This window comes from Paenibacillus alba, assembly GCF_013204855.1.
Taxonomy (GTDB): domain Bacteria; phylum Bacillota; class Bacilli; order Paenibacillales; family NBRC-103111; genus Paenibacillus_E; species Paenibacillus_E alba.
In genome coordinates, this window is the sequence record NZ_JABMKZ010000011.1 from 164,722 (window position 1) to 180,873 (window position 16,152).

Consider the following 16,152-nt stretch of genomic DNA (forward strand, 5'->3'; position numbering starts at 1 on the left):
CTCCGTAACTTACTCAATCACTTGAATTTTAAACACGTTCTCCAGTTTACCGTCTGTCCTTTTCTTCAAAGGCACTTTAATATCTCTGCCGAGTTCTTTGAAAAAAGTTTCAACATCACATTGTACATTGGATAGAACAACCTTAAAAGAGCCATCCTCTACAATATTCTGATTTGCATCTACAGGTACTTTGATATCAACAGCATATTTCTTCGTTAACGTGTTGATGTATCGGCTGAAAATCTCAATAAGCTCCTCATTATTAAAATTTTCAATCACCAATTTGCCTTTGTTCGTAAAATTCAAATGAACGTTCACCTTTAAATGCCCCTTTTCCATTAAACCGTTTATTTTCTTGTGGGTATTGAACTTGTTGAGTTTGCAAGGTTCTTTTCATTGAAAAGGATTCAATCCACTAGTCGGCTAAACATCGTACATAGAAATGCTTCTCTTCTATTTTACTTGTTTTCATACGTATGAAGCAATACAAAAGCGAAATTCATTTTGAAAATAAAAAAAAGCAGGTCATTTCCTGCCTCTTTTTGTTGGTTATTGTATAATTATAACACACTTTTGTTTATTCTAAGCCTTTTATATTGATAAAATTGCGTAAGGAAGGAATCCCCTATGGCATTCGGCATAAAAAGAGAAGAACTACAAGCCTGGAAAGCTGCTGTAAGCCGCGGCGACATTGCATTCCTAACCCATTATTGGCAAGATGCTCGTTTTCCAGATATCCGGACCGTTACCAAAGTGGGTTGCGCGGATTTAGATAAATTGACAGAGTGGTGTCTTTCTCATGGGCTTAACCCGCAGTATATTCATCACAGCCCCTCATATCCGCACTATGATCTGTTTGGGCCTGTACAGAAGAAAATTATGCAAATTGAAAATCAATGGCAGCAGATCGAGAGGTTTCATCTCTAAAATAATATTTCCTAAACCCAACACAATTTGAATGAAGCTAGGGATTGTTATACTATTGATATGTTAAATTATTGTAAATAATCATATGGATAGGTGAACAAACATGAGCCCAAAACTAAAATTTACAATTGTCCTTCTGCTTAGCCTTTTATCGCTTTGCTGCTTCATCTTAGTTGCATCTATGATCAAAGGACATTGGATCGCCCAGTTCGATCAATCCATCATCTCATTCATTCAAGGTTTAGAATCTCCGGGAATTACATCGTTTATGAAAATTTTCACCTTCATTGGCTCTACTACGATGGTGGTCGTCATTACACTTGCGGCCGCTCTTTTCCTGTACTTTGTGCTTCATCACCGGTTGGAACTGATTTTCCTTCTGGTCATGATGAGCGCGACCGGCATTATCAATCAACTGCTTAAGCAATATTTTGTTCGGCAAAGACCAGATCTGCATCGGCTTATCGAAGTAACGGGCTATAGTTTCCCGAGCGGACACTCGATGGCAGCCTTCGCGCTCTACGCTTCACTTGCCTTTCTCCTATGGCGTCATATTGCTACCCGCACAGGCAGAATCAGCTTAATCATCCTAAGCAGCTTAATGATTCTCTGTATTGGGACAAGTAGAATTTACCTAGGCGTGCATTATCCTAGTGATATATTTGGCGGATATTTGGCAAGCGGGTTCTGCTTCACCTTAGCCGTTTGGCTGTTTCAATGGTACAAAGAATATCGGGCCTATTCTAGGCAATCCAAATAGGTAAGGCTGTCTCACTTAGTAGACAGCCTCTTATTAAGATTCAGAGCTTACCTCTCTTAACCGAGTTTCATAACGGCTAATGCTAACAATCGTATAAAGTCCGAACTTCGTAATCCGTTCACGGACAAGCTCTGGGAACGCCGGATGTTCGATTTCTAAATAATCATCTAACTCATTGTACCAGGGCAATAAATTCATTTTGATCACTAATACTCTTTTCACTATCAAATACCACCTTTACAACGCCATAGTTAAGTATATTCGCGTCAGGCATCTTGTGACCTAGATGAATAAGCTAATTAAAATAGGGGTACGCCCCATTTCTCCGGCTTTTACTATGTAGAAAGCCCTAGTGTCTTAGGGCTGATCTTCCATAAGTTCATTTCTTCATCAGATATTTGGCATATTTCATAGGGGTTTCATACGTTTTATAAAATGATTCATTCATTTTCAGCTCTTTAAATTCATACCTCTGATCCCTGCAATTGACCTCAATTAATCCGATACGGCCTTGTTCGTCAACACCAATGTCTAAGCCCACATCAGCCACTTGAGGAATTCGCCGCGCTAAGCTTTCTACTATAAGCAGCGAAGCTTGTTCAATCGATTTCTTCATCCGAGCGGGATCGAATCCGCTGCTTCGAAATAAATCCTCACAATTTCTCGCTGCTCCGCCTTTAGCCAAGTTCGTGACGTGACGTCCTGCTGCGGCTACTTTTCCTGCAATGCCGTTCACTTGCCATTTCCCTTCGTCTCCGCGCTGGACCGACACCCGAAGATCATAAGGTCTTCCACGATACTTGGCAAGAGCGATCGCTTTTTGAATCATATACCTTTGGGAGCCCACCTTTTCACGAATAAAAGCGATCGCCTTCGTCTCGCTGACTACTGCTGGCTTCTTATTGCTCCAACAAAGCTGCCAATTCTCATCGTCTTTGCGTGTTAGTTGAATAACCCCTTTGCCAATACTGCTATTCGTCGGCTTAATGAACAGAGATGAGTAGTGACTCATCGCCTTCACTAACCGTTTGGGGGCGTAAGCCATCGAGAGAGGCAAATACGCTCTGACAGACTCTTGTGCTTCGAGCAGCTTGTAAATGCGCATTTTATCGTATCGATTTTGCTCGTTGAACACCTTGCTGCTTCTTGAAAGCATAGATAACTTTTTTGTCAAATAAGACGTCAGCGACATAGCACGATTATGCGTTACTTTGGGCAGCGACATTCGAACCAGCCGATATTTTTTATTCTCATAGAGGAAACCTAGCGAGGACTTCCCGCTTATCTGCGGCAAACACATGTAAAAGGGCGTCATCCCTAGTTTCTTAGCTGCTTTATTGTAAAGATCGATGCGTTCATAGCCAGTTTGCTGACTGGGAATACCTAAGTACGTCTTTCGATCCAGAAGAATGCCGACCACATTACGCACGTTATCACCTTCACCAAATAGGATCATCTTTATCACTGTATGCAGTCGCAGTCCTCCTGGTCCGAATGAAATGAGAAAAGAACTGCACGGATGCAGTCCTTTTCATCGCAAATAGCTCTATTACCACCCTATACTCTCAAACCAAACGCCTCGTGATTCCTTCTCCAGAGCAATACGAATGTAAGGAATCATCTCACTTGGCAGCTCATTCACAGGAAACCACTTCAACTGCTCACATTTTTCAGGCTCTTCATTCCTTATTTCTCCTTGCCAGCGATGAGCGATTAGGAAGAAATCTACCCATTCGGAGGATGTGTTTTTTCGGTGCATTACGCCGATGACTTCAATTTCCGTTGGTTGGATGACCACACCCGCTTCTTCTCTGGCTTCCCTGATCGCAGCTGATACGACCTCTTCATTGCCATCCATTCGGCCGGCCACAACACTCCACATCCCGTCTTGGAAACCGGTGTTTTGCCGTTTTAACAATAAAACCTCTTCGTCCCGATAAAATAACACATGGACGGACCCATACAAAATCGGTGCTCTCACTTTCTTCCTCCCTGACTGAGTGCCCTTTCCACTTGAAAATCCTATTCCTTGGCATTCTGGCTTTGAAACGACAACGCAACATCGAGAAAAGCATCATCGCTGGGAAACCTGGCCATATCATCTTTCCCATTGCCATCGAAATCCGCGACAACTATACGTCCATTCGCTTTGCCCCACGGTCCAAACACGGACAGCAGTTGATACTCATTCTCCGCTGTTGCTTGGTACACGCGGCTGGTCATATTTTTCGCATCATAGCGTAAAACATCTTCTTTGCCATCGCCGTTAAAATCACCAAATCGGATATTGCCAAGCTCCTCAGGAATATCTAAGAACACTTTATTTAGATTCCACTGCATAGCTGTTTTATCCAGCTCAAACTCCACGCCTTGCGACGTATTTTCTTTAAATAATAATAAGCTTTGCCGATCTTGCTTCTTGACATTTCTAACGATCAGATCTCGGGAAGAGCTGGTTCGGAACGTATAGGGCTTGATAGCCTTCACTTCATTCCCGTGCACATAAACGCCAAGAAGCTGACTGCGGTCTATAGACTGTCCGGCAAGGATACAATCTCCATTTGGCTGGCGCAGCTCATATAGATCATACCAACGGTTGGCAGGAATTTTCCAGCTTTGCTTTTTCGTAAACCCATTGGCCGATGATGAATACGCTTCAAGCTTCCCAGTTGGTGTAACTACCCAAAGCCCTTCTTTACGCTTATTGTCGCGACTGTTTAAGGCAAAAGCCGAGCCATCGACATAAGGAATTGTGGCGGCTGTCTGCGGTGTTGGTTGGCTTTCATTGCGGATAGCCGAAAACTTCCCTTGTGTTACCGCGATATTACCGGTTTTCTTATCCCAAGATACAATATCAGCTTCACTTCTTCCCGTTACATGACCGACCTGAACCAACGTCGACTTGGCACTTCCTATCTTCAGTCGCTGAGCAGGCGTAAAAGGAATATAATCGTGAATCGAGTAAAATGGATAGCCCTTTTGATGCAGTTGTGTGATCAACTTTTGCAAGACACTTTTGTTATCATGCATGTACTGATATGCGGGAATACCGTCTTTGACAACTGGGCTTCCCCATTCATCCAATACAGGCTCCAAATGACTAAATTCCAAAAAAGGATGATAGAAAAAAGAGTTGATTCGCTCTATTTTACCTAACTGATTCAAAATAAATTTCTCATCCTTACCGCTCGGGATATAAGAAAGCGTAGTTGGCACGTATACATTCCCAAAAGATGGAATTCCATTGCTCGTATTGATCACATTCTCATATTGGGCAAACGGCGGATTCGAGTTGATATTCGTATCCGGCTGATACTGGAGCCCAAAATAAGATCGGAATACCTTATCCTGCTCTGGTGTTGTATGATAATGAGGCGCTTCCCAGAAATGAGGCGTAAATCCGGCAGCTTGGAAGCGCAACAGCCCTTCCTTGACTCGGTTCAGCGCGAATGCAGCCGTCATCGTCTCCGGCACATCAGGAACATTGAACTCGTTGCCAATGCCAGAAGCTTGATGTCCATCTTCACGGCGCTCATCCCCGACTTGGTGCGTATAGCCATGCATGCCGATTGTACCGTTGGACTGAGCGGCTTCTCCAAGAACCTTGTCAAACGACTGAATATAGCTATTATCCAACTGATCAATCGAGCGATCATACCGGGTCCCGTCGGGCATTATATTCTTCCACCTTGGGATGACAGCCAGACTGTAATGCACGTTCTGCTCATTTAAATAGGAGAGGACCGCTCTCAACTTGCCGATGCCTTCGAGCGTACTATAATAACCGCCAGGTCCGATGTCTTCCAACCGAATCATCATGAACCGCGGATTGTTATCTGCCCCTTCAACCGTCATGATGTGATATAAACCTAGGAATAATCCAAAAGAGACCATGCCAGCAATCACATATCGAAACCACGTATTTTTTTGTATGAAAGTCCACATACAAGCAATCTCCCCCCAAAGCTGCTGGACCATTGATTTGATGAATAAACGAAATCATAAGTATGGCTATAGTTCAATTGGACTATACTCTTATGAAATTGTCTATTATACGTTATTACGATATTATTTGGTGATTGCTAACACAAATTCCTCTCAAAAAAATGATTAATCCATTTTTACTTCCAACCCCTTATGTTTAACCCAAATACCGGCAAATTCTGGTACGATATGCCAACCATTTTCTTCTACTCGCTTCGCTATTTCTGCCCCAAAGAAGTACGAAGTAAGCCGAACAGCTTCATCCATATCATGGAAGGTATAGTCAGTACGAATAAACGAATGTTCAAAACCATATTTGCTTTCCAACAGATCATAATAAGAAGTTAAATAATCATGTTTGGTTGGACTTGTAACGGCAGTACCCAACGTTTCAAAGATGATGACAGTGCCATCCGGACGAAGAATTCTTGTCATCTCCGCCATCATTTGCTCCAAATTATGCTCCCAGTTGTCCAGACTCGAGCTAGCTAAATAACTTAATGTCCACCCGGCTAGAACCAAGTCCTTGCTGTTATCCGCAATCGGCAGCTTTCTGTGGTCTGAAACCATCGTTTGCCAGTTCGTATAAGCGGTTTGGCTTAGCTTTTCTTCTAATACTGCCAACATTGGCTGCGCATTATCCAAGCACAGTAGTGAATTGACTTGCTCCACCAGAAATAAAGCGAATCTTCCCGTTCCTGCTCCCAAATCCACAACATCCAGTTGATGATAAGGTCTTATACCGTTGACTACCTTATCTAAAGTTGGCTGCTTGCTAATTAATTCATCGTACGTATGCGTATTATCTTGATAAATTTCAGTTTCTCTTGACATCTTCATGACCTCCTTTGTTATTCCCTAACGATAAACCTTAACCTTACGTTAAGGTCAAGCGATGAAATAAAGAACGGTCAAGAGTGAAAAAACCTTTTGCAAGGTTTGACTCTGACAAGTTGAAATGCTACAATTCAAGCAAATTTGGTTCAAAGTTAGGATCAGGAGGGGATACTCCTTGCGTCTTTTTCTACGAAAGTATCAGTGGCAAATCTTGGTTTGGATCATCCTCGGTTTATTTATTTTTCCGTTGACACCACCGATTTCCCATCATTTCTCATCGGATAACGAGATACTTGTACTGGCGAATACGACTCAAGTCTTGAGCATACAAGAACATTCACTAACCAAAAAAACATTTTTCCAGCATATCGATAAAATTCGATGGCTGAACGATTTTTTCGCCCAATATGATATCACCGTTTTTGTCATTTTTATTGTTTATATCTTATCCAAAATATGGCTGCGACTAAAAGAAATACTCCTCGCCTTTCTCAAATTCGTTTCGGGTTATACGGGCCTCATTCATTATTTTTCGACCTAGAAAAAGAATTGAATTAGGGAAAGAGGAACCTACATGTCAAACACATTATCCGGAGCAGAACACGCAAGCTCCCAACATCGCAAATTAACTCGCTCCAAATTTCTGCGAAGAATCCTATTCATGATTCTCGGATCTGGCTTAGTATCTGTTGGACTGGAAATTTTCCTGGTCCCCAACAACATCATCGACGGCGGAATTGTCGGGATATCCATTATCCTCGCTCATTTAACGCATTTCCCGCTAGGTATATTTTTAATTTTGCTGAACTTGCCTTTCTTGCTTTTGGGCTACAAACAAATCGGTAAGACATTCGCCTTATCCACTTTATTTTCGGTCATACTGATGTCGGTTGGCACTTACTTGCTGCACCCCGTTCAAGCCATAACGATTGATCCGTTATTAGCCGCTGTTTTCGGAGGTATCATCTTAGGTATTGGTGTCGGGCTTGTCATTCGATCAGGCGGTTCCTTGGATGGAACCGAAATTGTCGCGATCTTGATCAGCAAAAAGTCACCATTCTCTGTTGGTGAAATCGTCATGTTCTTCAACTTCTTCATCCTAGGAAGCGCAGGCTTCGTATTTGGCTGGGATCATGCCATGTACTCGCTGATTGCTTACTTCATCGCTTTCAAAATGATTGACATCGTCATTGAAGGACTGGACCAATCCAAATCCGTGTGGATTATCAGCGATGAATACGAAACCATCGGAGAAGCCATCACGTACCGTTTGGGCCGCGGCGTTACCTACCTGAAAGGCGAAGGCGCTTTTACCGGCGATGACAAAAAAGTAATCTTCAGCGTCATCACCCGCCTTGAAGAAGCCAAATTAAAATCCATCGTTGACGAACTGGATCCGCGGGCATTCCTGGCTATCGGGAACATCCATGATGTCAAGGGCGGAAGATTCAAGAAGAAAGATATTCACTAAATCGGCCTTTGATTTGCAGATGAAAATTCAAAAAGGAGTTGTCCTATAAGTAGGTAAACCTACTTGAGGGCAGCTCCTTTTTCTATGTGCAAGAAAACCGCCTTCAAAGCTCATGTTGGCGCTCGTTTTCCGTCACCTTGCTCATTGGCTTGATGTTATCCTGCTCTAGTGATACTGGTATACCCCCGAATTGTGCATCTTTTTGACCTCAATCATGAAATTCCTGCAATTGTGCATCTTTTGGAGGCTTGGAATAGCCCCAATCATGAAATTCCTGCGTTTGTGCATCTTTTTGAAGCTTATTCCGGCTGATAGACTGGATTTACTGAAAATGCCTGCACAATTGCAGGCATTCCCACTTTTTAACCCCGTCCACCCGCAAATCCCTGCACTTTCGCAGGTTTTCCGTTAGGTCCCAACCAAACTAGAAACACACAAAAATCCCGCATGAAGGTGCAAAGTAGTCCTCTTCACACTATCTAAGCTTAAACCCCAACTTGGTATTTGGGACAGCTCCATTTTCGCGCAGCTGGGTTTGCCACTTATCTCCAGTAATCCCGCAAATCAACCTTTTGCCCAAGCTTGGCGCTTTCAATAGCGCCCAATACCATCGCCATGCTCTTGATGTTGTCACGACAGTCCGTCTCGGCCGGGCGGCCTTGCTCCAGCGCCAAGAACATCTCATCCAAACAGCCGGCATGGCCGCTGCTGCCGGTCCAGTTCACATCCGCTTCCACTCTCGTACAATCGCGGATAAATTTGCCCGTTTGATCGCCGGCGGTGACGATCTCGGCGTAAGGAGCGCTTTCTCCGTCCCACAGGACGGAGCCCTGCTCGCCTGTTACGCGCCACGCCGACTCCCAAGAGGTCGGCATACCTTCGGCGCACCAAGAGCCGCGGTAGCAGAACACAGAGCCGTCTGACATCTCATAGATGCATATCGCCGAGGCATTGCCCGCATACCAGGAGCCGGGCGGGTTGAATTCCTGGCAGTACACCGACACGGGGTCTGCCCCTGTTATAAAGCGCGCCTGATCGAACGTATGGATCGCCATGTCTAGAATAAGCGGGCTGTCCATCGCATCGCGGAAGCCTCCGAAATGGGCGCCGATGAAGAAATCGGCGCCCACATATCCGACGCGGCCAATCGTGCCCGCCGTAATGAGGTCCCGCATGGCGCGAATATTGGCCAAATAGCGGCGGTTTTGCATAACGGAGAGAGATTTCCCCGTTCGCTCCGCCAGCTGTACAATTTCTCGCGCTTCCGCCATCGTTGCTGCCATCGGCTTCTCTCCGAAAACATTGCAGCCTAGACGCAGTCCGGTTGTGCACACTTGGAAATGGCTATCAGGAATGGTGATATCCAGCACAAGATTGGCTTCAGTTTCTTGAATCGCCTGCTCCAAATTCGTAAATACCCCGCAAGTTAAGCCGTAGCGATCCGCCATCGCTTGTGCGAATTCCGTCTTGATATCTACTAATGCTGTAATGACGCTGTCTTCACGCTTCAACATATATTCAACCCATACTCTTGCCATGCCGCCGCAGCCCACGACGACGACGCGATATTTACTCATCCTGCACACTCCTTCAATGTCAACCTTAGCTTGGCTTTTTCTGTATCATTCCTAAATGGTGTACAACAAGCTTCACAAACTCATTTTATCCCTTTTTGAATGTACAATCTCTATCCAATCTTGTGCTTTTAAGGTCAAATATTGTGTCATATGCCTTTCACCGATACGATTCGAAGAGCGCAAATATGAAGTGCATCGCCTCTTCCTCATCCTTGCCCCTCGTCAACAAACGAATGGACGTACCTGCTTTGATTGGAACAAGAAGCATGCCGAGCAAGCTTTTCACATCCACGTGAAACGATTTATGCTCAAGCTCGAAATCAATCGTAATATCCGAAATAAAATGAGATGATTTCGCTGAAATCTCGGACAAATCACTGCGCTGCAAGTCCCGTCCAATGATAAATTCATGAACTCTCATAGTCATACCTTCCTCGTATATAGAATGTTTGCTCCTACACGGAACGACTGGTGCCGCGTGCCCTGCGAAACCTCTTCCATTTGCGGTAGCTTTTTCTAACCACATTCAAAGCAAATCCGGGGATGCGCATCCCGCGTACCCAAGGATAATAGAAACGGTCATAGGCATTCTTCAAATCATCCCACATAGGACAATATTCGGTTTTCATAAAATCAGACACATCGACGACAAGCCCCCGTCCATCCAGCATCATCACATTTTTCCCATGAACATCATGTGGGTTGAGGCCACGACTTACTGCGTAGTCAAGCGCTTGATCGATATCTGTGATGACTTGCCGTGGAATCGCAAGCCCGCGCTGCAAACAGTTGTATAACGTTACTCCCGTTAAGCGGCGAAGCACCAAAAAGTTCTCTCCTGCATGCAAGCATTCTGAGAATGCCGGGTGCTTTCCTATCCGTTTGTATACTTCTATCTCTTCTTCGATGCCAGGTCTTCCGGGTGCATACACTTTGACAACGACATCGGGATAACTAGGATGCATCAGAACTGCTGCATAATTCCCGGAACCTACAAGCCGCCATGGCTTCGGGTACACATGAACGACAATCGGTTCAAAGGGATCTTCGCTATGAATCTCCAAATTAGGCAGCAAATGATGTTGAATTTCGATCAGCCACGGCTTCAGCATTTCCTTCTTGTCCTCCCCCATGAGGTTTATCTAATTTCTAGACAGCTGCATCATGGTTTGTTAATTTCTACTATGTGTGGTATTATACAAAGATATTTGTGTAAAGTGAAGTGTTGAATATGCCCTATTATTTTGTACTAGATTCCTATTCCCATATAAAAATGAAGCTAATCCCTTGACCCTTGGTCAAGGGATTTTTTTTCCTTGGGGAAACACTTCTGTAGGAGGTCATCATTGATGAACAGCAACAACAAATCATCCGTATGGGCGATCTGGCTATCGCTCATCAGCAACATCATTCTTACCATTATGAAGATTATTATCGGTCTCATCTTTCAAAGTGAGGTTTTATTAGCCGATGGCGTCCATAATGCCGGTGACATCATTGCCACAGTTGCAGCACTTAGTGCCATGCGTATTTCTAAGCTTCCTGCCGATGAAGACCATCCCTATGGCCATGGCAAAGCAGAAGTACTGGGCTCAGGATTTGTCGCTTTTATTCTTGTATTAGCAGCACTTTATATTGGTTATCATGCCACAGCTGCCTTTTTTCACGAACCGCTCTCACCAAGTTACATTGCACTTATTGCCGCTTTCCTATCGATGATCTGGAAATACGTGCTTTATGTTTACACGATGCGGATCGGACTAGCAACGAGCAGCAAAGGACTCATCGCCACCGCCAAAGATCATTTAGCCGATGTCTACGCGTCGTTAGCAGCCGTAGTTGGGATTGGCTTAGCTTTTATCGGCAAATCCTATGGCATTCACTGGTTATCCTATGGCGATGCAGCCGCTGGTATTATTGTTTCGTTATTAGTTCTACGCTTGGGTGTTGAGATGGGAAAGGAATCCTTCGATATTCTCATGGAGAAAACAGTCGATCAGCAGAAGCTGTTCCAATACAGTCAATTAATTCAAGCCATCCCTCAGGTCAAACGAATTGATCGTATTCGGGCGAGAGAACATGGCCATTACATTTTGGTTGATGCCAGAGTATCTATTCCAGGCGAACTAACGATTCAGCAAGGTCATGATATTACTCGCGCCATCAAGGAGTCGATCAAGGAGCAGCACCAGGACGTTGATGAAGTACTCATCCACTTGAACCCTTGGTACAAGGAATAATGTCCGCGTCCATTTTGTTTTCCCAAACATTTCGTCTATAATGATGAAAATAAACGTAAAAAAGATCAGAAAGCGGTGCTGGCATGGCAAGCAATGTGTATTACATCATCTTTTCGATCATTTTAATCGCTGGCGTCTTGTTTACTGTGCTCATAGGAAACTCACGAGCCAACAAAGTCGGCAATCCCGATTACGATAATAAAACAAAGGGAAATTGGTCCCGTCTTACACTCTTCTACGTAGTAGCCATTGCTCTTGGCGTACTTGCTTTAATTTTGTATGTGGTCAATCAAACCTAAATTTAACATGCCTAATGTAAAAAGACGCAACCCCGGAATCGACTCCGTGTTTGCGTCTTTTCACTTTTTAAACATATCGAATCGTAGTAAACATTCCGCCTGTTGCCCTCGTCATATTATTAGAGGTATGATGCGGCATGTGACAGTGAAGCGGCCAAACACCTGGATTTAAGGCAGTAAACTCAATATCCAGCGTGACTCCGCTAGGCACAAGCACCGTATTGCGCAATTGGCGATTATAAGCAGGGATTTCATTGCCATCAATAGCAGAAATCCAGCACTGATGACCATGCAAATGGATCGGATGCGCGTTCATCCCAATATTGGCAAATCGCACGCGCATTTCCTCTCCATACTGAACGGGAAGTGGCGATACATGGGGAAAGCAGCGGCCATTCATCGTGAAGAAATTAAATGAGTCCGTCATCGTCTCCAGCTCAAAATGCCCTTTCTGCACCTCTCCCTTCACCATTCCCGTTAAATAAAATTCTTGGAGCATGATGAAATAATCCTTCTGTACCGTGCATTCATATGGGTCTTCAATGATGAAGCCCCCGCCTAATCCCATTAATTCCTGATAAACCGTATCCACATGCGTATGATACATATGCGTACCTGGCGGGTTCACAATTTGAAAGTGATAGTCATAAAACTGACCTTGACCAATGTAAGGCGAAGGTTCCACAGCGGGAACCCCATCCATGCGATTCGGTACATCCAGACCATGCCAATGAACACTGGTTGCCTCCGGCAACTGATTGCGCACGCGAATCGTTACCCAATCTCCAGGCAGAACCCTGATGGTTGGTCCTGGAATGCTCCCGTTGTATCCCCAGCCTTTCATGAATACGCCAGGCAATAATTCTCGTTCAACAGGCTCGGCAACCAATTCAAAGCACTTTACACCACGATGAAGCACATAGGGAAGATCCTTTATATCCGGCGATACCACCATGAACATCAAACCTCCCGCTCTAAAGATCCATGATTAAGTGTATGCGCCTGATGGGAGGACTTACCCTATGCGTGTTTTACTTCTCTTCAAAAAATTGCAGGTAAACACCGTAGCCTTCCTTCTCAAGCTCTTCAAGCGGAATAAAGCGGAGTGCTGCCGAATTAATGCAGTAGCGAAGCCCGTTTGGCCCAGGACCATCATTAAACACATGTCCGAGATGGGAATCCCCCTCATGACTGCGAACTTCAGTACGAACCATGAAATGGCTGACATCCGTTTTTTCTTTGACATTCCCCGCAAATAACGGTTTGGTAAAGCTAGGCCATCCACAGCCGGAATCGAATTTATCGATAGATGTGAACAACGGTTCACCAGAAACGATGTCCACGTAGAGCCCCTTCTCATGGGAGTCCCAAAACTCATTGTCGAACGGCCGCTCGGTTGCATTATTTTGCGTCACTTCGTATTGCAGAGGCGTTAACTTTTGTTTGCGCTCAGCTTTATCCCGCTCCGTATTCCAATGCTTCTCAATATACGAGTCCCGACCGGATCCTTTCCGATAAGCCTTATAGCGAAGTGGATTTTTGTGGTGATAATCCTGATGATAATCTTCCCCTGGGTAAAAAGCTTCTGCCGCAATAGAAACAATCTCCGTCACAATCGGACGGTCGAATCGGCCGCTTGCCTGCAAGGCTTGTTTCGAAGCCTCCGCTTGTTCCTTCTGCTCATCCGTATGAGCAAAAATGGCTGTTCGATACGAGGAGCCCCTGTCATGGAATTGACCGCCTGCGTCCGTTGGATCAATCTGGCGCCAAAAAGTATCTAACAATTTTGTATAAGGATAGAGAGCGGGATCGAAGGTAATTTGAACGGCTTCTGCATGGCCCGTCGTCTCCGAACACACTTCTTTGTAAGTTGGGTTGCTGGTATGGCCGCCAATATAACCGGATACGACAGATATAATACCTGGCAGTTCCTCGAACGGTGTTACCATACACCAGAAACATCCACCGGCGAATGTCGCCTTCTCATAGCTTCCTTGCTGCATGTTGTTAACCATTTCCTGCTCACCTCTTTCTGTAGTCTCATCTCTATCATACCAAAAGATTGCGGCACAACCAAAACTCGGGGGCATACTTACGAAAATCACCCCCACTTTCAGAAAGTGAGGGTGATCTTCTGTCATTCTTGAGGGTGTTCACCCTTACACCAATCGTTAACTTACAGGCTGTTGAAAATGTCTGTAAGAACAGGAACAATTTGCGATTTACGGGAGACAACACCTTTAAGCAACGCTTTATTGTCTACAAGGGTTACGTTGTAAGCTTTCTCAACCGCATCCGCTTTGCGGCCAAGTGCCAAACCAACGGAGTCATTGTTCAAAATATCTGTTACTACGAACAAGAACAAGTCTAAGTTTTTCTCAGCAATGATAGCATTCAAAGCAGATTCAATTTCCGCTTGTTGGGAGAGCACGTCGTTCACATCAACAGCGTTAACTTGTGCAATTTCAGCCTTGTAGCTGCCCATTTGGAATTCTTTGGCATCCAAGGAGATTAATTGTGCTACTGTTTTGTCGCTCAAATCAGCTCCAGCTTTCAACATTTCAAGACCGTACGTTTCCGCGTTAACGCCAGCGATTTCTGCAAGTTCACGAGCTGCCGCCACATCTTGCTCCGTGCAAGTCGGAGATTTGAACAACAAGGAATCGGAAATGATGGCCGAAAGCATCAAACCTGCGATCTCTTTATCAATAGATACGCCATTTTCTTTGTACAATTTATTCAGGATGGTCGCTGTGCAACCAACCGGCTCAGCGCGGTAGTAAAGTGGGTGGCTTGTTTCAAAATTAGCAATACGGTGGTGATCAATAACTTCCACAACACGTACTTGATCGATGTCTGATGCACTTTGTTGACGCTCAACATGGTCAACCAGGATAACATTCTCAGCTTCATTAGCTACAGTCTCAACTTGCCGAGGAGCTGCCACTTTAAACGTGTCAAGCGCATATTGCGTTTCACCATTCACACTGCCAAGACGAACAGCTTCAACCTCTTGACCTAGTTTTGTTTTCAATGCAGCGTAAGCAATTGCTGAAGTAATTGAATCTGTGTCCGGATTTTTATGTCCGAAAATAAGTGTTTTTGACATGATAAGACTCCTTAAACGAAATAGTATAGTGAGAATTATAAACTCTATGTACGATTATACTAAAAAATCTCGTTATATCCACTACTAAACCAAAGCTTTCGTATGGATTAGATAAATTCACCGAAAAGTCATCTAAAAGCACTCTTTGTGTTGTCAAGGCTGCGAGGCGTAATTTTGAGGAAAAAGGGCCGACTAACCAACATCTTGCCGACTACGCCAGCCAAAAACAAAATAGCACGCCATTCAGAACACTTCAACACGATCAACTCATCGCCTTCTTCAAACGTACCGATTTGTCTTCAGCGCGTTGAAGTCTTAGTATCCAATCTTTAAGGCTCTCCTCCTCATGTACAACCAGCCTCCTAAGCTTATATGGGGATTGGTTGGATGAAGCCCAACCCTCTTGTATCGTAAAGGCATACCGGTACCCCAATTCACTTAAAAGCTTCAACGTATCCGCGTTATATTCGCCATACGGATAAGCAAAAACATCCACTCGCTTCCCCAGCTTATGTTCAATCACTCGGCGCGATTCAGCAAGCTCCTCGCGCTGCTCCTCGCGGCTGAGCTTAGGCAGATGCGGATGTGTCATGCCGTGCGGCGCAATGTCCCACCCCGCCGCGCTCAGCTCTTGCACCTGCGGCCAGCTCAAGTAGCCCGGCTGGCCAACAGCGCCCGGCGACAGGAAGAGCGTCGCCGGAAAGCCGTATTGCCGCAGGATGGGCATCGCCACCTCGGCATTGTTCGCGTATCCGTCATCGAACGTGAGCAGCACGGGCTTCGGCGGTGACGGCTGCTTCTTATCGATGATGCGGACGAAGTCGCCCAGCGTCAGCGGGGTGTAATGCTGCGCAGCCAAATAGGCCATTTGGCGCGCGAAGGCATCGGGTGGGAGCACATAGGTGTTCCCCGGCTCCACCCCGATGCTGTGGTAGTTCAGCACGGGGA

General features: G+C 45.0%; 19 protein-coding genes. 6 read left to right on the forward strand and 13 right to left on the reverse strand.

Annotation, left to right across the window (positions count from 1 at the left end; translation table 11 throughout):
- Nucleotides 1-9: 9 nt before the first annotated feature.
- Nucleotides 10-318 (reverse strand): hypothetical protein, encoded by a 309-nt coding sequence (locus tag HQN90_RS16310; RefSeq protein WP_173220512.1) that lies wholly within the window; start codon nt 316-318, stop codon nt 10-12.
- Between the two features lie 309 nt (nt 319-627).
- Between HQN90_RS16310 and HQN90_RS16315 the strand changes: the two genes are divergently transcribed.
- Nucleotides 628-927 carry a hypothetical protein gene (locus HQN90_RS16315; RefSeq protein WP_173220514.1) on the forward strand — a complete coding sequence of 100 codons (300 nt, stop codon included), beginning with the start codon at nt 628-630 and terminating at the stop codon, nt 925-927.
- Between the two features lie 103 nt (nt 928-1,030).
- Nucleotides 1,031-1,687 (forward strand): phosphatase PAP2 family protein, encoded by a 657-nt coding sequence (locus tag HQN90_RS16320; protein ID WP_173220516.1) that lies wholly within the window; start codon nt 1,031-1,033, stop codon nt 1,685-1,687.
- Between the two features lie 33 nt (nt 1,688-1,720).
- Here the strand turns inward: HQN90_RS16320 and HQN90_RS16325 are convergent, their stop codons facing one another.
- The 5 genes from HQN90_RS16325 to HQN90_RS16345 all read right to left on the reverse strand — a co-directional run bounded on the left by HQN90_RS16325 (nt 1,721) and on the right by HQN90_RS16345 (nt 6,505).
- On the reverse strand, nt 1,721-1,909 hold the full coding sequence (locus HQN90_RS16325) for a hypothetical protein (RefSeq protein ID WP_173220518.1): 189 nt from the start codon (nt 1,907-1,909) through the stop codon (nt 1,721-1,723).
- A 157-nt stretch (nt 1,910-2,066) separates the two neighbouring features.
- Nucleotides 2,067-3,116, reverse strand: coding sequence for a YheC/YheD family protein (locus HQN90_RS16330; RefSeq protein ID WP_173220520.1), 1,050 nt, complete (start codon nt 3,114-3,116; stop codon nt 2,067-2,069).
- A gap of 120 nt (nt 3,117-3,236) precedes the next feature.
- On the reverse strand, nt 3,237-3,668 hold the full coding sequence (locus HQN90_RS16335; RefSeq protein ID WP_173220522.1) for an NUDIX domain-containing protein: 432 nt from the start codon (nt 3,666-3,668) through the stop codon (nt 3,237-3,239).
- A gap of 41 nt (nt 3,669-3,709) precedes the next feature.
- Entirely contained in the window at nt 3,710-5,632 is a 1,923-nt protein-coding gene (locus tag HQN90_RS16340) for a DUF2334 domain-containing protein (protein WP_173220524.1), read from the reverse strand.
- Between the two features lie 165 nt (nt 5,633-5,797).
- On the reverse strand, nt 5,798-6,505 hold the full coding sequence (locus HQN90_RS16345; protein WP_173220526.1) for a class I SAM-dependent methyltransferase: 708 nt from the start codon (nt 6,503-6,505) through the stop codon (nt 5,798-5,800).
- A gap of 178 nt (nt 6,506-6,683) precedes the next feature.
- Between HQN90_RS16345 and HQN90_RS16350 the strand changes: the two genes are divergently transcribed.
- Complete coding sequence (locus tag HQN90_RS16350) at nt 6,684-7,049, forward strand: hypothetical protein (protein ID WP_173220528.1); 366 nt, start codon at nt 6,684-6,686, stop codon at nt 7,047-7,049.
- Nucleotides 7,050-7,082: 33 nt separating this feature from the next.
- The gene (locus HQN90_RS16355; RefSeq protein WP_173220530.1) at nt 7,083-7,979 is read left to right on the forward strand and encodes a YitT family protein; all 897 of its coding nucleotides are present in this window, start codon (nt 7,083-7,085) and stop codon (nt 7,977-7,979) included.
- 542 nt (nt 7,980-8,521) lie between these two features.
- Here HQN90_RS16355 and HQN90_RS16360 read toward each other — a convergent pair.
- The 3 genes from HQN90_RS16360 to HQN90_RS16370 all read right to left on the reverse strand — a co-directional run bounded on the left by HQN90_RS16360 (nt 8,522) and on the right by HQN90_RS16370 (nt 10,668).
- Nucleotides 8,522-9,556: a Gfo/Idh/MocA family protein gene (locus tag HQN90_RS16360; RefSeq protein ID WP_173220532.1), complete on the reverse strand. Its 1,035-nt coding sequence runs from the start codon at nt 9,554-9,556 to the stop codon at nt 8,522-8,524.
- A 157-nt stretch (nt 9,557-9,713) separates the two neighbouring features.
- On the reverse strand, nt 9,714-9,977 hold the full coding sequence (locus tag HQN90_RS16365) for an HPr family phosphocarrier protein (RefSeq protein ID WP_173220534.1): 264 nt from the start codon (nt 9,975-9,977) through the stop codon (nt 9,714-9,716).
- A gap of 34 nt (nt 9,978-10,011) precedes the next feature.
- Nucleotides 10,012-10,668: a serine/threonine-protein kinase gene (locus HQN90_RS16370; protein ID WP_216855339.1), complete on the reverse strand. Its 657-nt coding sequence runs from the start codon at nt 10,666-10,668 to the stop codon at nt 10,012-10,014.
- A gap of 237 nt (nt 10,669-10,905) precedes the next feature.
- On the opposite strand from HQN90_RS16370, the gene HQN90_RS16375 reads away from it, so the two are divergent.
- Together HQN90_RS16375 and HQN90_RS16380 are read left to right on the forward strand one after the other, a co-directional pair.
- Entirely contained in the window at nt 10,906-11,796 is an 891-nt protein-coding gene (locus tag HQN90_RS16375) for a cation diffusion facilitator family transporter (RefSeq protein ID WP_173220539.1), read from the forward strand.
- An 83-nt stretch (nt 11,797-11,879) separates the two neighbouring features.
- On the forward strand, nt 11,880-12,095 hold the full coding sequence (locus HQN90_RS16380; RefSeq protein ID WP_173220541.1) for a hypothetical protein: 216 nt from the start codon (nt 11,880-11,882) through the stop codon (nt 12,093-12,095).
- Between the two features lie 67 nt (nt 12,096-12,162).
- Here the strand turns inward: HQN90_RS16380 and HQN90_RS16385 are convergent, their stop codons facing one another.
- The 4 genes from HQN90_RS16385 to HQN90_RS16400 all read right to left on the reverse strand — a co-directional run bounded on the left by HQN90_RS16385 (nt 12,163) and on the right by HQN90_RS16400 (nt 16,102).
- Nucleotides 12,163-13,056, reverse strand: coding sequence for a multicopper oxidase family protein (locus HQN90_RS16385; RefSeq protein WP_338042332.1), 894 nt, complete (start codon nt 13,054-13,056; stop codon nt 12,163-12,165).
- A 70-nt stretch (nt 13,057-13,126) separates the two neighbouring features.
- Nucleotides 13,127-14,110: a peptide-methionine (R)-S-oxide reductase MsrB gene (gene msrB, locus HQN90_RS16390; protein ID WP_246362485.1), complete on the reverse strand. Its 984-nt coding sequence runs from the start codon at nt 14,108-14,110 to the stop codon at nt 13,127-13,129.
- A gap of 161 nt (nt 14,111-14,271) precedes the next feature.
- Entirely contained in the window at nt 14,272-15,204 is a 933-nt protein-coding gene (locus tag HQN90_RS16395) for a manganese-dependent inorganic pyrophosphatase (RefSeq protein ID WP_173220543.1), read from the reverse strand.
- A 262-nt stretch (nt 15,205-15,466) separates the two neighbouring features.
- Complete coding sequence (locus tag HQN90_RS16400) at nt 15,467-16,102, reverse strand: polysaccharide deacetylase family protein (RefSeq protein ID WP_338042333.1); 636 nt, start codon at nt 16,100-16,102, stop codon at nt 15,467-15,469.
- Nucleotides 16,103-16,152: the final 50 nt, after the last annotated feature.

Coding starts and splice junctions, on each gene's coding strand:
- HQN90_RS16340 (WP_173220524.1), bottom strand. CDS start 5,632: ATGTGGACTTTCATACAAAAAAATACGTGGTTTCGATATGTGATTGCT.
- HQN90_RS16345 (WP_173220526.1), bottom strand. CDS start 6,505: ATGTCAAGAGAAACTGAAATTTATCAAGATAATACGCATACGTACGAT.
- HQN90_RS16320 (WP_173220516.1), top strand. CDS start 1,031: ATGAGCCCAAAACTAAAATTTACAATTGTCCTTCTGCTTAGCCTTTTA.
- msrB (WP_246362485.1), bottom strand. CDS start 14,110: ATGGTTAACAACATGCAGCAAGGAAGCTATGAGAAGGCGACATTCGCC.
- HQN90_RS16395 (WP_173220543.1), bottom strand. CDS start 15,204: ATGTCAAAAACACTTATTTTCGGACATAAAAATCCGGACACAGATTCA.
- HQN90_RS16375 (WP_173220539.1), top strand. CDS start 10,906: ATGAACAGCAACAACAAATCATCCGTATGGGCGATCTGGCTATCGCTC.
- HQN90_RS16315 (WP_173220514.1), top strand. CDS start 628: ATGGCATTCGGCATAAAAAGAGAAGAACTACAAGCCTGGAAAGCTGCT.
- HQN90_RS16355 (WP_173220530.1), top strand. CDS start 7,083: ATGTCAAACACATTATCCGGAGCAGAACACGCAAGCTCCCAACATCGC.
- HQN90_RS16370 (WP_216855339.1), bottom strand. CDS start 10,668: ATGCTGAAGCCGTGGCTGATCGAAATTCAACATCATTTGCTGCCTAAT.
- HQN90_RS16360 (WP_173220532.1), bottom strand. CDS start 9,556: ATGAGTAAATATCGCGTCGTCGTCGTGGGCTGCGGCGGCATGGCAAGA.
- HQN90_RS16385 (WP_338042332.1), bottom strand. CDS start 13,056: ATGTTCATGGTGGTATCGCCGGATATAAAGGATCTTCCCTATGTGCTT.
- HQN90_RS16365 (WP_173220534.1), bottom strand. CDS start 9,977: ATGAGAGTTCATGAATTTATCATTGGACGGGACTTGCAGCGCAGTGAT.
- HQN90_RS16380 (WP_173220541.1), top strand. CDS start 11,880: ATGGCAAGCAATGTGTATTACATCATCTTTTCGATCATTTTAATCGCT.